Below are 11,670 nucleotides of genomic sequence, written 5' to 3'. Positions count from 1 at the left end.
GAAACCCGGAGATCGCCGACGATGAATGCCCCTGATGCCCTGATGCGCCCGTTCGAACAATTGAGCTTCGACGACCTGTTCGTGCGCTCCCATGCGGCCGATACGGGTAGCCACAATGTGCCGCGCCAGGTGCCCGGTGCCGCTTACAGCCGTGTGATGCCAACGCCGGTTGCCGCGCCACGGCTGCTGGCCTGGTCCGACGTACTCGGTGAATCGCTCGGCATCGCGCGCCCGGCGCCGGGCGACAGCGTCGTTGCAGATGTGCTGGGCGGTGCCCGCGTGTTGCCTGGCATGCAGCCTTATGCGGCGCGTTACGGTGGGCACCAGTTCGGCCAGTGGGCCGGGCAACTGGGTGACGGCCGCGCAATCACGCTCGGCGAGATCATCGACCGCGCAGGCCAGCGGCTGGAGCTTCAGCTCAAGGGCGCCGGCCGCACGCCTTACTCGCGCCATGCCGATGGCCGTGCGGTGCTGCGTTCCTCCTTGCGCGAATTCCTTTGCAGCGAGGCCATGCACCACCTCGGCGTGCCGACAACGCGTGCGCTGTCGTTGGTCGCTACCGGCGAGGGCGTGGTGCGCGACATGTTTTACAACGGCAACCCACAGGTCGAACCGGGCGCCGTGGTGTGCCGCGTCGCCCCCAGCTTCGTACGCTTCGGCAACTTCGAAATCTTCGCTGCCGAAAACGAGGCGAAGAACCTGCAGACACTGGCGGACTGGGTGATCCGTCACCACTACCCGCATCTGGGCGAACCAGGGCCGAAGGCCTATGCGGCGTGGTTCGATGAGGTGTGCGGTCGCACCGCGCTGATGGTTGCGCACTGGATGCGTGTCGGTTTCGTGCATGGGGTGATGAACACCGACAACATGTCGATCCTCGGCCTCACGATCGACTACGGCCCCTACGGCTGGCTGGAGGGTTTCGATCTCGACTGGACCCCCAACACCACCGACGCCGAGGGGCGCCGCTACAGCTACGGCCAGCAACCGCAGATCGCATACTGGAACCTCACGCGGCTCGCGGGCGCGCTGAGCGATCTGGTTGGCGATGACGATGCGCTGCGCGCGGGGCTTGAGCGTTACCGCGTCGACTTCGGTACGCACTGGTCGCAGATGCTGGCGGACAAGTTGGGCATTGCCCCGCAGACGGGCGACGATCCGCTGATTGTTGATCTCTTCGGCTTGCTGCAACAGACAGAAACCGACATGACGATCTTCTTCCGTTGCCTCGCCGACGTGCCTAGCGATGCTGACGCGACGGCGGAGCAACGCCTCGCACCGCTGCGCGAGGCGTTCTATGCCCCCGGTGCGCCGTCGGGCGAGCAGGGGCGCGCACTAGCCGAATGGCTCGCGCGCCATGCGCAACGGGTGCGCGACGAGGCCGAACCGCCCGCGCAGCGCATCGCGCGCATGCAGCACAGCAACCCGAAGTATGTGTTGCGCAACTGGATCGCGCAGCAGGCGATTGACGCGGCTGCGCAAGATGACATGGCCCCGACCGAGCGCTTGCTTGAACTGCTGAAACGGCCGTACGACGAGCAGCCGGAACACGCAGACTTGTTCGCGCGTCGCCCCGAGTGGGCGCGCTTCAAGCCTGGCTGCTCGGCACTGTCCTGCAGCTCCTGAACAAGGCAAGCGCGTTCAGCGTGGTGGGCTGGGTGACTTCAGCAGGCGCTCGCGCCAAGTATCGAGAATGCGCTCGACGCTGCCATCCGCGAGCATCGCGGCGTAGCCCTGCTCGAAGGCCGCCAGAGCAAACGCGCCGTCGCGATGACGAACGCTGAAGCCGATGTGGCTGTCGAGTGGCCCGAAGTCGCACGCCACCTGCAGCGGGGCCTGCGCGCCGGCTTGGCGCTGAACGTAGTCCAGCGTCTTGAGCGAATCGAGTTGCAGCACCAGCGCGTCGATGCGGCCCGCAACCAGCATCCGCAGGCCTTGAGGTTCGGAGCCAAGCTCGCTGACTGCAACGTGTGTTGCTGCGAGCGCCTGCTCGAAACGCGGAGCGTACTCGTAGGCATTGACGCGGCCGACGGTGGCGGAAGCCGGCCAGGTGTGCGCGTCACAAGACCCGATTGGCGCGTGCTCGCGCGACACCAGCACGGTGCGTACGCGGTAAAGCGGCGTTCGTGGCAGACGCGCGCGTGTGCCGAGGGCTTCGTTTGCGCCGACCGCAATGCAGCCGACCACACTACCTGCCAGCATCTCGGCTTTGCAACGTGCGTAGGGCACGGTGTGCAGCCGAACCGGTACGCCGCTGCGTGCAAAGGCTTCGCGCACGATCTCGTTCGCCGCACCGGCGCCGTCGGCCTGCGACCACGGCGCCGCGGCATCCTCTGCATCAATGTCGATCACTGGCGTGCCGGCGGCGTGTGTCGCCGCGCTCATTGCGATCAACAGCACGAGCCCGCAGCCGATGTACTTCCACAGCGGAGAAACCCGCATCGAACCCCCGATCAGCGATGGCGGAGAGAAACAATCAGCGGAGCAGTTGGGCGATCACCCAGTCCGTGTCGTCCAGCGGCAGATCATGGCCGGCGGCCGGATGGATCGCAAGGGGGCGCTGCCACGCGCGCGCGATGGCTTGTGAGCAGCGGGTGTCGACGAGCGCATCGCGTTGGCTGCACAGCAGCAAGGCAGGCACCGGTGGTGCCTGCAGCGGCGCACGGAAGCGCGCTGCCGCAAGGAGCTGGCGCAGCGCGTTGCGGGTGCTGCAGGGGCGCTCGGAGCGCAGTGCCTGCCAGTGGTCCAGCACCGGCTCGGCGTGAGCGATCAGCCGCGTCGTCGCGCGCAGGATCGCCGCTTCACGCACACGCGGTGGCGTCGGCAGCAGCGCGAGCCGCAGCAGGGTCGTGTACTGCTGCGGGCGCAGCCGCTGCCAGAAGGGGCTGAAGGGGCGCAGGCTGGTGTTGATCAACACCATGCGCGAGAGCTCGTCCGGATAGCGATTCGCCCATGCCACGCTGACCATTGCGCCGAGCGACATCGCGAGTACCGCGTAGGGTGGCTTGGCGCCTGCGGCGTGCAGTGTGGCGCGCACCGCATCGGCCATGGCCTCGACGCGGGTCGGACTTTGCTGGGCGTGCAGGCTGCCGTTGCCGGGTAGATCAGGCGTCAGCACCTGCGCGCCGGGCAGCGCGGCGCGCAAACGATCGGGGAAGTCGCCCCAGTGACCTTGTTCGCGCGTGAGACCGCGCAGCAGCACCCAGGTGACCGGTGTCGCGTCGCTCATGCCGCCCCCGCCGCGGTGTGTGCGCCGTACCAGTCGCGCATCGCGATCTCGTAGTGCCGTGCGCGTGCGGCCGGGTCGGGCAACCACAGCGCGGAACTGGACGCCGCGCGCGCCATGAAGTCCAGCCAGGCCATGTGGCGCCGCAGCACGCGCTGCTGACGATGCGCCTTGCCTGGGTTGAACATGCCGTGGCGCGAGAAGAGCTGGCGCGGATTCTTCTTCACCCACAGCCAGGAACCCATTTCCAGTGTTAGCGGCAGGAAGACCCGTTCCGGCGTCTGCGCAGCGCGCAGGTAGAGGTAGTCCCACAGATCGCCGTGCGTCAGGTAGCTCAGGCTCTGCGGCTCGAACACGTAGCTGTGGTGCGCATGCGCCTGATCGAAGATCTCTCGCAGCGCATGCACCTCGGGTAAGTGGCGGATCGGTTCGGCGGTGTGCGCATACGGAAACCAGATTCGGTCGCGCAACCCGAAGCCGGAGTGGCAGTCGAGCGACAGGCTGAAGCGCCGCGGCAGCAGTTCGCGCTCGACCACCTCGCACAGCGCGGCGCTCTCCGCCTCCATCGCCGCGCCGCGCGGGCCGCGATACCAGGGCAGCGAGCGGCTGAGGCGCTGCCCGCCGACGAGGAAGGGCACCTGCTCAAGCGCGTCCACTGGTGCGTTGCGCATCAGGTCCACGCCGCGCCCGTTGGCGCGCGTGCCACGCCACACGCCAGCCGGGTTCACCAGCGGCATGAACACCATGCGCAGCGATTCGAGCTGCCGATGCAGCAGTCCATCCCAGCGCAGGCGTGTGATGAGGCTGCGCAGGTACTCGATTACCACCTCGGCGCCGATCCGCTCCAGCCCGTGCACGCCACCGAAGAAGCCGATCGCCGGTACGGCCGGGTCGGGGTTGCCAAGCGTGATCGCATACACCGGCAAGCAGGTGTGGCCCGCCTCAACTTCGCAGACGACCCGCGCGTCGACATGCCCCGCGGCACGGCGGATGAGGTGTTCGAGTTCGCTCAGCAGAGGCAGTTCGGGGCGCGTCATCAAAGGGCGGGGCGGACGAATCTGCGACCCAGCATACCGGAGCGCGGTGTCAGGAATTCGAGCCTGAAATATGACAGTGCGCGCGGCGCGAACGTGCGGCCCGGATCAGCGCCGTCGCCGCTCCCGCTGCGCGCTCTTGGCGAGTTGCTGTGCGAAACCGGTGAAGTCCAGATCAACGCGCTGTGCCAGTGTGCGCGCCTCGCGTTCCACCGCCGCCCAGTCGGGCGGGTAGCCTTCGTCGTTGAACGCGAAGGCGATGCGATTGCCGTCGCCGGCCACTTCCTGAACCACCACCCGATCGCGAAACACTTCGCGCAGCAGTTCGATATGCGCGGCACTCTCGTCGCCCTTCACGGCGAGGTTGCACACCAATAGACCGGCGGGCTTGAGGCGCGCCCGGATCGCGAGGTAGAAACGCTCGTCGCAGAAGGCCGGCACGATACCGTTTTCGTCGTAGCCGTCGAGCAACACGACGTCGGCGCGGTCTTCGGTGCTGGCGAAGTATTCGACCGCGTCGGCGCACACGATGGCGTGCCGCGCGTCGTCCGGCGGCAGTGCGAACTGTTCGCGCAGCGCGATCACATCTTCGTTGATCTCCACCGTCGTCACGCGCGTGCGGGCGAGGTGCCGGTGGCAGAACTTGGTCAGCGATCCGCCGCCGAGCCCGACGATCACCACATGCTTGGGCCGCGGCAGGAACAGCAGGAAGGCCATCATCTTGCGGGTGTAGGCCGCATGCAGCGCGAAGGGGTCGGCCACATCCATCTCACTTTGCACCAGCGCGAGCGTGAAGTGCAGGCGCCGTAGCTTGCCGTCGTCGATCACGAAGGGGCGCGGATACTCGCCATCGCGCAGCAGGCGGATCAGTCGATGCACGTCGGCGTCCGCCGCTTCGAGCAGGCGCACGACGCCGCGTTCCTGCAGGAAGCTGGCGGGGAACTCGAGCAGGCCGTCGGCCGTGATGCGGGCCTCGACGCCCTGCACGGCAGCCGTACGGCTCAAGACCAGATCTCCGACTCCTGCCAACCCAGTTCTGCGAAGTCCTCAGCGCGCAAGGCTGCCTCGCCGGCGCAGAAGAATTCGTCGAGTTGTGGCGGTTCGACGGGCGTGCCGGCCAGCATTGCATGGACCTGGCCGCGGTGGTGGATCTGGTGCTGGAACAGGTGGGCCAGTAGCCGGGTCCGGGTGTCGTGTTGCGCGGCGCCGGGGCGTGCGATGGTGACGATGCGATTCAGGTCGGCGTCACGTTGCGCCTTGCAGTAGGCGACCAGTCGCCGGTCCACCGCGGCTTGCTCACGCTGCAGATCCGCACAGGTCTCGAATGGCTCGTCCACCGCGAAGAAGCGATAGCAGTCGGTGTGTGGCGGCTCGCCGCGCCACTCCCGTTCCAGCGCGTCGACGTAGAACCAATCCACCGTCAACGTGTGGTTCAGCGTGGCCTTGATCGACGGGAAGAAGCTGGTGCGTTTTGCAATGAAGTCGTCATGACTCAGCGCCGCACAGGCCTTCAGCAGGCGATGGTTGGCCCAGGCGTTGTTGCAGGCCATCGTGAAAAGATGATGTGACAAGGGGTTCGACATGATCCGTACCTGCGTCAGAGCTTGCGTACTTTCACGCGGCGGCCTTTGATCTTGCCGTTGCCGAGCCGGCGCACGGCTTCGTCGGCGATCTCGCGCTGCACCGCGACGTAAGTGGAAAGCTCCATCACGCTGATCTTGCCGACCTGTTCGCGCGTGAAGCCCGCCTCGCCGGTTAGCGCGCCGAGCACGTCACCGGGGCGCATCTTCTCCTTGCGCCCGCCGAGGATTTGCAGTGTGGCCATGGGTGCGAGCAGCGGCGCGGCGTCGGCGGCGAGTTCCGCCAGCGTGTGCCATTCCGGCTCGAAATGCTGCGCTTCGGCGATCGCCGCGACGCGGCGCTTCTCGTTCGGGCTCACCACGCTCAGCGCCCAGCCATCGGCGTCGCCGCGGCCGGTGCGGCCGATGCGGTGCAGATGGATTTCGGGGTCGGGCGTGACGTCGACGTTGATCACGGCTTCGAGCTGGTCGATATCGAGCCCGCGCGCGGCGACGTCGGTGGCGACCAGCACCGGGCAGCTGCGCTGCGCGAACTGCACCAGCACCTGATCGCGTTCGCGCTGATCCAACTCACCGTGCAGCGCGAGCGCCGCGATGCCTGCGGCCTGCAGCGTGTCGACCAAGTCGCGGCATTGCTGGCGCGTGTTGCAGAACGCGAGCGTGCTAACCGGGCGGAAGTGGCGCAGCAGCTGCACCACCGCGGCGAGGCGTGCGTCGTTCGCCACTTCGTAGAAGCGTTGGCGGATCTTGTCGCTCGCGTGCTGTTCGATCAGCTTCACGGTGCGCGGTTGATGCAGGAAGCGATCCGCGATGCGCGCGATGCCGTCGGGGTAGGTGGCGGAAAACAGCAGGGTTTGACGCACTGCAGGGCAGGCCTGCGCAACGTCGGCGATGTCGTCGTAGAAACCCATGTCGAGCATGCGGTCGGCTTCGTCGAGCACCAGCGTGCGCACCTCGTCGAGCACCAGCGCGCCGCTGCCGAGGTGGTCGAGGATGCGGCCCGGCGTGCCGACGACGATGTCGGCACCATGCGCGAGGCTTTCGCGCTGCGGCCGGGCCGGCGCGCCGCCGCACAGTGTCAGCACCTTCAGATTGTCGACCGCGCGGCCGAGGCGGCGTACTTCGCCGCTGACCTGTTCGGCCAGTTCGCGGGTCGGACACAGCACCAGCCCCTGCACGCGGCCGCCGCGTGCGCCGAGCCGTTGCAGCATCGGCAGCGCGAAGGCGGCTGTCTTGCCGGAGCCGGTCTTTGCCTGCGCGAGCAGATCGTGTCCGGCGAGCGCGACGGGCAAGGTGACTGCCTGGATCGGCGTCATCGTGAGGTAGCCGAGCTGCGTGAGGTTGGCCAGTGTTGCGGTGGGCAAGGGCAGATCGCTAAAGGGCGGTCCGCCTGCGGCAGCACTTGCTTCGGGGCTTGGGCTTGTTTGGGTCATGCGCAATTATCCGTCCTGAGCGCGGGTTTCGCCTGAAATGTGCGCGGGCGAATTTCGCCTGGCCAAAAATAAAGATTGCTTTATGTTCGGAAAGGGCGCACCGTTCGCTTCGCGTTAATCAAGCCGTGTCTCTGTTGTTCGCTTATACCTCCGGTATTCCTGCCTTCATCGTTCCGCCGCCTTGACGACCGCCCAACCAGGGCAAGACCCTGTTCATAATTTTTATCCAGGAGTTTCATCATGGCTGCAGGTACTGTGAAGTGGTTCAACGATTCCAAGGGCTTCGGATTCATCACCCCGGACGGCGGTGGTCAGGATCTGTTCGCGCACTTCTCCGCCATTCAAGGCGGTGGTTTCAAGAGCCTTCAGGAAAACCAGCGCGTCACGTTTGACGTGACCAAGGGCCCGAAGGGCGACCAGGCTTCGAACATCCGCCCGGAGTAAGCATGGGGCTGGCGGTTATCCAGACCGCCACCGCAGCGCGTACTTCGGCACCACGCAAAGCCCCTGTGGCTTTGCGCGATGCCCCCGGAAAAGCCCGGCATTTGCCGGGCTTTTTTCTTTTCGAATTGCCTGAGGAGTCCACATGTCCAAGGAAGAACCGATCGTCATGAACGGTCAAGTCACCGAAGTGCTGCCCGACGCACGCTTCCGCGTCACGCTCGACAACGGGCATGAGCTGGTGGCCTACACCGCGGGCAAGATGCGCAAGCACCGAATCCGCATCCTCACCGGCGACAAGGTCACGCTCGAAATGTCGGCCTACGACCTGAGCAAAGGTCGCATCACCTTCCGCGCGATCGAGAATCGCGGGCCGGTCGCACCGCGCCGCCGCTACTGATCGCCATGTCTTGACGCCGTATTGCACGGCGTCGGATAGTCGGGCGATGAACCCGACTCTTGCCCTTCGCGGCGCCGCCCGGCGCCTGCTGCTTACCATGCTGTGTGGTGCCCTGGGCGCCTGTGGTGGCATTGCCTATCATCTGCCCGAGCATTCGGCTGAACGCATGTCCGTGCCGCAAACGATGCGCCCCGGTGAGCAGCGGCTCGCGCTGTCTACCCCTTCGCGCTTGCCGGCACCGGGTGGTTTCGAGATGGGGCTCGCCAGTGAGGACCCGGACATCGTTGCCGTGATCGTACGCGAAGGCCGCATGGGTGCCGCCGATTCCAGCCTGGTTGCCCGTGCCAGCGGCAGCACCCGCGTGCACTACGTCAATCGCTTCGCATTGCCGCGCGACCCCGCCGCCGTTCCGCTCGACACACTGCGTGCCGTATCGCTGGGCAGCTTCGCCGTCACGGTGAAGTAGGCGTCCGGATCCGAGGGCGGAAACCTCCGCTTACGACATTTACATTTTGAGATTCAGCCCCGCGGCGGCTCAGGCGTTGATGCCTTCACGGGCGCCACATTCGCAGCGCCCGGCTGGAGACTCAAATGAAAACTCTGACCCGTGTGGCATTTCTGTCCGTCGGACTCCTCGCGGCCGCTACCGCGTCGGCACATGGCTGGCATGACGACGACCGTGGCTGGGATCGGCATGAGCGGCATGAACGCGAATGGCGCGAGCAGGCATGGCGCGAACACCAGTGGCGCGAGCGCGAACGTTGGGAACACGAGCACCGTCGCTGGCGCCCGGCGTATGCACCGGTCTACGCGCCGGTTTACGGTTACCGTGAGTACTACCCGGTGCCCGCACCGGTGCCGGTGTATTCGCGGCCGGCAATCACGATCGGCATTCCGCCCATCGTGATCCCGATCCGCTGAGTCACGCTGGTGGCGCGATCGCCTCGGCGTAGTCGTACAGCGCGCCGAGGATCGCCTCGCCGCGTTCGTCCGCTGTCTCGCTCAGCACATCGATGCGGTCGAAGAACGCGGGCAGCGATCGCGCGCCACCGACGCCCTGATGAAGTTGTGCGATGCGGTGCATTTCCCAGCGCGCCTGCTCGTTCTCGCTGAGTGTTGCCGGGAAATTCCGCGCGCGATAGCGGAACAGCAGTTCCTCTAGCCGCCCATCGGTGAAGCTCACCTTCTCGCTCGCCAGTTCGGTCGCATCCAGCGAACGCAACTGGTTGAGCAAGCGTCGGTCGCCGTTACCGACAAAGCCGCCGTAGAGATCTTCATCGACATCCACGAGCGTGTCGGTAGTCGGGCGCGCGAATACCTCGCGCCACAGCGACGCAAGCGGCTTCATGTCGCGTGCGAGTTCTGCATGGCGCAGCGCCTGCGCGACGTCGATGCCCCATTTCTCGGCCATCGCGGGGCTAAGTGTTTGCAGGTTGCCGATCACGACCGGCGACTTGTTGATGTGGATGGTCTTGATCGGCAGCCGCGTTACGCCCTCGGGCAGCGCATCGGCGCGGGTGAACATGCGCTCGCGCACGGTGGTGGCATCCAGGCTCGCAAGTTCGGCGGGGTCCTGCGCCAGATCCCACACGATGATCTCGTTCTTGTTCGTCGGATGCGGGCCGAGTGGCCACACCAGCGCGATGCAGCCGCGCTCCGGCCCGAACATGCCGGACACGTGCAGGACGGGTTTCGGATTGGCGAGTTCGATTTCGGCCAGCACCGCGTCCTTCTTGCGCAGCTTCAGACAGAAATCCCACAGCCGCGGTTGCAGACCGCGGATCAGGCGTGCCAGCGCGATGGTCGCGCGCACGTCGGACAGCGCATCGTGCGCCGCCTCGTGCGCGAGGCCGTTCGCGGCGGTGAGGTGTTCGAGCTTGAACGACGGGCGGCCGTCCTCATGTTTCGGCCACACGATGCCTTCGGGGCGCAGGGCGTACATGCAGCGCACTACATCGAGCAGATCCCAGCGGCCGCAGTCGTTCTGCCACTCACGTGCATAGGGGTCGATCAGGTTGCGCCAGAACAGATGGCGGGTGACCTCGTCGTCGAAGCGCAGGGTGTTGTAGCCGACGCCGACGGTGCCTGGCGTCGCCAGTTCGCGCTCGATCGCCGCGGCAAACGCATGTTCCGGCAGGCCGCGCTCCAGGCAGGTCTGCGGCAGGATGCCGGTGAGCAGGCAGCTTTCCGGATCGGGCAGGTAGTCCGGCGCCGGCTGGCAGTAGATCATCTGCGGCTCGCCGACTTCATTGAGTTCGGCATCGGTGCGCACGCCGGCGAACTGCGCCGGGCGGTCGCGACGCGGCATCACGCCGAAGGTTTCGTAGTCGTGCCAGTAGAAGCTCAGGTCGGCCATCGGGCGCTCTTTCGCGGAGATTAACCCGCGATTTTACGCACCGACCCTACATTGCGCCGAGCCGCAACTGTTCCCACAGGAAGGGCTTGAGCTGCGGCCACCAGCGGCCGCCGAGCGAGAGGTCCACGGTGTGGGTCATGTCGCCCTGCGCGACCACCGTGCAGCGGCCGCCGGCATCCACAATCGCCTTTTGTGTTGGCAGCACGTTGCCGCTCCAGGTGGCGCCGGTCACGCTGTCGGTTTCCTTGGCGTGAAACAGCAGTACCGGACTGTCGCTGGCGTCGAAATGGAACAGGCTGTTGGTGTCGATGCCCGATTCACCCAGCGTGGCGCCGGTCGCGATGGCCGCCTGCACATGGGCGCTGACACCGGGGTAGTCCGATACGGTACCGAGCAGCGTATCCGCTTCGATCGCGTTGATCAGCGAGATGCCACCGCCGGCCGAGGTGCCGATTGTGGCGATGCGGTTCGGGTCGATGTGATAGGTCGCGGCGTTGGCCCGCAGGAAGCGGATCGCGTTCATCGCATCATCGGTCGCCTGCTGGATCGCGCGCACACGGATCGCGGGGTTCGCCTGGTTATCGGGCGTCAGGCGGTAGTTGATCGTCGCGGCGACATAGCCGGCGCGCGCATAACTCATTGCGTCGTCGCGTCGTTCTTCCTTGCTGCCACCCACAAAGCCGCCGCCGTGGATCCACACGATCGCCGGCTGCGGTGTGCTGGCGGTTGCGTTGGGCGGCACCGCGACATCCAGTTCCAGCGTCAGCTCCGCGGTGCCGATCTCGACGCTCTTGGTGAGGCTCGAGCTGTATTGAACACCGCCCTCGTTCGGGCGCTTGGAGTAGGGGATGTCGAGGTGCAGCGCGATCTGCGTGCTGTCGTATTGCGGGCTGACGTAGAGGCCGGTCTCGGGCGGCGGTTTCGGGCCGGGCGGCGGCTCGGGCGTCGGGCTCGCGTCACCCCCGCCGCCGCAGGCGCTCAGCGCAATCGCCAGCAGCAAGGCCACGCCAGTTCTGATTTTCATGCCGATGCCTCACGCGAACGATGACGCGCGATCATGCAATAGGCATGGCAGCCGCGAAAGCGGGAATTGTTGCGGAGTGTTCGGTCAGGCCCGCACCAGGCGCAGCCGGGTGATTTCGGATGGCGCGCCGCCGCGCGTCGGCGGGCCCCCGGAGCCGGTGCCGCGGCTGGTGTAGA

At 66.4% G+C, this 11,670-nt stretch carries 13 protein-coding genes; 5 read left to right on the top strand and 8 right to left on the bottom strand.

Translation table 11 applies throughout. The features are described from left to right. Positions 1 to 42 precede the first annotated feature (42 nt). A complete protein-coding gene (locus tag ACE3P0_RS20930) occupies positions 43 to 1,626 on the top strand; it encodes a YdiU family protein (RefSeq protein ID WP_374404747.1) in 1,584 nt (527 codons plus the stop codon). A 15-nt stretch (positions 1,627 to 1,641) separates the two neighbouring features. On the opposite strand, the gene ACE3P0_RS20925 is transcribed toward ACE3P0_RS20930, so the two are convergent. The 6 genes from ACE3P0_RS20925 to dbpA all read right to left on the bottom strand — a co-directional run bounded on the left by ACE3P0_RS20925 (position 1,642) and on the right by dbpA (position 7,273). Then, positions 1,642 to 2,442: a substrate-binding periplasmic protein gene (locus ACE3P0_RS20925; protein ID WP_374404746.1), complete on the bottom strand. Its 801-nt coding sequence runs from the start codon at positions 2,440 to 2,442 to the stop codon at positions 1,642 to 1,644. A 34-nt stretch (positions 2,443 to 2,476) separates the two neighbouring features. Then, positions 2,477 to 3,229, bottom strand: a complete 753-nt coding sequence (locus ACE3P0_RS20920; protein WP_374404745.1) for an alpha/beta fold hydrolase — start codon at positions 3,227 to 3,229, stop codon at positions 2,477 to 2,479. Further along, on the bottom strand, positions 3,226 to 4,263 hold the full coding sequence (locus ACE3P0_RS20915) for a M14 family zinc carboxypeptidase (RefSeq protein WP_374404744.1): 1,038 nt from the start codon (positions 4,261 to 4,263) through the stop codon (positions 3,226 to 3,228). Before ACE3P0_RS20915 ends, ACE3P0_RS20920 begins: the two co-directional genes overlap by 4 nt. 105 nt (positions 4,264 to 4,368) lie before the next feature. Then, the gene (locus tag ACE3P0_RS20910) at positions 4,369 to 5,265 is read right to left on the bottom strand and encodes a spermidine synthase-like protein (protein WP_374404743.1); all 897 of its coding nucleotides are present in this window, start codon (positions 5,263 to 5,265) and stop codon (positions 4,369 to 4,371) included. Beyond that, positions 5,262 to 5,843 carry a DinB family protein gene (locus ACE3P0_RS20905; protein ID WP_374404742.1) on the bottom strand — a complete coding sequence of 194 codons (582 nt, stop codon included), beginning with the start codon at positions 5,841 to 5,843 and terminating at the stop codon, positions 5,262 to 5,264. The genes ACE3P0_RS20910 and ACE3P0_RS20905 overlap by 4 nt, the downstream gene beginning before the upstream one ends. A 14-nt stretch (positions 5,844 to 5,857) precedes the next feature. Further along, positions 5,858 to 7,273: an ATP-dependent RNA helicase DbpA gene (dbpA, locus tag ACE3P0_RS20900; protein ID WP_374404741.1), complete on the bottom strand. Its 1,416-nt coding sequence runs from the start codon at positions 7,271 to 7,273 to the stop codon at positions 5,858 to 5,860. A gap of 240 nt (positions 7,274 to 7,513) precedes the next feature. On the opposite strand from dbpA, the gene ACE3P0_RS20895 reads away from it, so the two are divergent. The 4 genes from ACE3P0_RS20895 (at position 7,514) to ACE3P0_RS20880 (ending at position 9,035) form a co-directional block, all read left to right on the top strand. Then, positions 7,514 to 7,717, top strand: a complete 204-nt coding sequence (locus ACE3P0_RS20895; protein ID WP_374404740.1) for a cold-shock protein — start codon at positions 7,514 to 7,516, stop codon at positions 7,715 to 7,717. Positions 7,718 to 7,859: 142 nt separating this feature from the next. Further along, on the top strand, positions 7,860 to 8,114 hold the full coding sequence (infA, locus tag ACE3P0_RS20890; protein ID WP_374404739.1) for a translation initiation factor IF-1: 255 nt from the start codon (positions 7,860 to 7,862) through the stop codon (positions 8,112 to 8,114). A 46-nt stretch (positions 8,115 to 8,160) separates the two neighbouring features. Further along, complete coding sequence (locus tag ACE3P0_RS20885) at positions 8,161 to 8,580, top strand: hypothetical protein (RefSeq protein WP_374404737.1); 420 nt, start codon at positions 8,161 to 8,163, stop codon at positions 8,578 to 8,580. A 125-nt stretch (positions 8,581 to 8,705) separates the two neighbouring features. Next, the gene (locus ACE3P0_RS20880) at positions 8,706 to 9,035 is read left to right on the top strand and encodes a hypothetical protein (protein WP_374404736.1); all 330 of its coding nucleotides are present in this window, start codon (positions 8,706 to 8,708) and stop codon (positions 9,033 to 9,035) included. A 1-nt stretch (position 9,036) separates the two neighbouring features. Here the strand turns inward: ACE3P0_RS20880 and sbcB are convergent, their stop codons facing one another. Both sbcB and ACE3P0_RS20870 read right to left on the bottom strand, forming a co-directional pair. Further along, positions 9,037 to 10,470, bottom strand: a complete 1,434-nt coding sequence (sbcB, locus tag ACE3P0_RS20875) for an exodeoxyribonuclease I (RefSeq protein ID WP_374404734.1) — start codon at positions 10,468 to 10,470, stop codon at positions 9,037 to 9,039. Between the two features lie 46 nt (positions 10,471 to 10,516). Next, positions 10,517 to 11,494, bottom strand: coding sequence for an alpha/beta hydrolase fold domain-containing protein (locus ACE3P0_RS20870; protein ID WP_374404733.1), 978 nt, complete (start codon positions 11,492 to 11,494; stop codon positions 10,517 to 10,519). Positions 11,495 to 11,670: the final 176 nt, after the last annotated feature.

This window comes from Niveibacterium sp., from assembly GCF_041909475.1.
GTDB lineage: Bacteria > Pseudomonadota > Gammaproteobacteria > Burkholderiales > Rhodocyclaceae > Niveibacterium.
Note: the sequence above shows the minus strand (reverse complement) of the source record. Positions and strands in the feature narration are given on the sequence as shown.

Bases quoted from the DNA above. Each gene is read 5' to 3' on its own strand.
- ACE3P0_RS20920 (WP_374404745.1), bottom strand. From the start codon at position 3,229: ATGAGCGACGCGACACCGGTCACCTGGGTGCTGCTGCGCGGTCTCACG.
- infA (WP_374404739.1), top strand. From the start codon at position 7,860: ATGTCCAAGGAAGAACCGATCGTCATGAACGGTCAAGTCACCGAAGTG.
- ACE3P0_RS20915 (WP_374404744.1), bottom strand. From the start codon at position 4,263: ATGACGCGCCCCGAACTGCCTCTGCTGAGCGAACTCGAACACCTCATC.
- dbpA (WP_374404741.1), bottom strand. From the start codon at position 7,273: ATGACCCAAACAAGCCCAAGCCCCGAAGCAAGTGCTGCCGCAGGCGGA.
- sbcB (WP_374404734.1), bottom strand. From the start codon at position 10,470: ATGGCCGACCTGAGCTTCTACTGGCACGACTACGAAACCTTCGGCGTG.
- ACE3P0_RS20885 (WP_374404737.1), top strand. From the start codon at position 8,161: ATGAACCCGACTCTTGCCCTTCGCGGCGCCGCCCGGCGCCTGCTGCTT.
- ACE3P0_RS20895 (WP_374404740.1), top strand. From the start codon at position 7,514: ATGGCTGCAGGTACTGTGAAGTGGTTCAACGATTCCAAGGGCTTCGGA.
- ACE3P0_RS20930 (WP_374404747.1), top strand. From the start codon at position 43: ATGCGCCCGTTCGAACAATTGAGCTTCGACGACCTGTTCGTGCGCTCC.
- ACE3P0_RS20905 (WP_374404742.1), bottom strand. From the start codon at position 5,843: ATGTCGAACCCCTTGTCACATCATCTTTTCACGATGGCCTGCAACAAC.
- ACE3P0_RS20870 (WP_374404733.1), bottom strand. From the start codon at position 11,494: ATGAAAATCAGAACTGGCGTGGCCTTGCTGCTGGCGATTGCGCTGAGC.
- ACE3P0_RS20880 (WP_374404736.1), top strand. From the start codon at position 8,706: ATGAAAACTCTGACCCGTGTGGCATTTCTGTCCGTCGGACTCCTCGCG.
- ACE3P0_RS20925 (WP_374404746.1), bottom strand. From the start codon at position 2,442: ATGCGGGTTTCTCCGCTGTGGAAGTACATCGGCTGCGGGCTCGTGCTG.